We start from the raw sequence: 1,306 nt of genomic DNA, 5'->3' as shown, positions 1-1,306 counted from the left end.
CTGTACCGCCCGCAGTTTTTGAGACACCGGATTGAAGCCTACGCGGCGAGGGCCGCGGATGGAAGCAGGTTGTGCCGGACGGCTTTCGGCGTCTGAAATCCGTGCCGGGCTATCAGCCAGGTGGAGTTGTAGCTCTCCCGGAAAGCCAACAGCGCCTGGCGCAACTCCTCGATGGTCTCGAATTGACGCACCCACAGCAGGTTCTCCTTGAGGGTGCGGATGAACCGTTCTGCACAGCCATTCCCTTCAGGAGCCCGCACGAAGGCCGGCGAACTCGCGATCCCAAGGAACCGCAACTCGTCCTGGAATGCTCGCGACATGTATTGGCTGCCATGGTCGCGCCGGACCGACAGGCCTGCAGCAATCCCTTTGCTAAAGCCGCCAAAGTGCTCGCGTACGCCCTGGCGCAGCGGCTCGAGAGCCTCAAAGCGGGGGGCTTGGCGACTGGCATGAATGCCCACGCACTCGGCACTGTGATGATCCACCGCCACGAACACGGCAGCTTGCCCTTCGGCCGTCCAGCCGGTTGTCATATCCGTGCCCCACAGGGTGTCGATGGTCTCCGGAATGATCGTGCCGTCGTGGTTGCGCGGCCCACGCGGCGCCCCCATCCGGGACGGCGCCAGCAGGTCGTGCTCGCGCATCAGCCGCAACACCCGGCGGAGCGAGGTGCGGATGCCCTTCAGGCGCAGGCGGGCCCAAACTTTCCGATGGCCTTCGCCATGGAACGGACTGGCGGCCAGGACGGCACGGATCTCAGTGGTGAGCACTGGATCGGACAGCGGTCCGACCGGGCCGCGGCGCCGCCGGTCCGTCTGCGGGTTGCGATGGCGGTAGACGCTCGCCCGGGCCACGCGCCAGATCCGGCAGACACGGGCCAAGCCATAGGGCTGGCCGCTGCTCGGCGAGAGGGCCCGGCTCATCGCCTCGACCTCCTCTGAGCTAAAGGGCGGCCGCCCTCCAGAAGGGCAATCTTGGCCTCCAGCAGCTCACGCTCCAGCAGCATCTCGCCGAGCCGGGCCTTGAGCCGCTCAGTCTCCAGCGCCTCGCCGGTGGCCGGCCGGGTGGCGAGACTGGCCTCGCCGGCGGCCAGGAAAGCATCGCGCCAGCCGCTCCGCGTGGCGGCCGTCACGCCCAGGGAGCGGGAGACCGTGTCCAGATCCTCACCGCGCAGCAGCCGCAGAACCGCCTCGCGTTTGCGATGGCGCGACATGCGCCCACCGCGGCCCGGACCGGCCGCATCCTTCATCGTCTCTGTCATCGTCATCACCCTTCTGCGGATCCCGTCCGCTTATAGGGTGTCTCA

Annotated in this window: 1 pseudogene; it reads right to left on the bottom strand. The window is 67.6% G+C overall.

Going from position 1 to position 1,306, the window contains the following annotated elements:
* Positions 1-38: 38 nt before the first annotated feature.
* A pseudogene (locus OCW50_RS33040) lies at positions 39-1,267 on the bottom strand (IS3 family transposase).
* Positions 1,268-1,306: the final 39 nt, after the last annotated feature.

Origin of the sequence: Microvirga sesbaniae, from assembly GCF_025460805.1 — a bacterium.
In the GTDB taxonomy this organism is placed as follows: domain Bacteria; phylum Pseudomonadota; class Alphaproteobacteria; order Rhizobiales; family Beijerinckiaceae; genus Microvirga; species Microvirga sesbaniae.
This window is presented reverse-complemented; position numbering and strand designations above follow the sequence as displayed.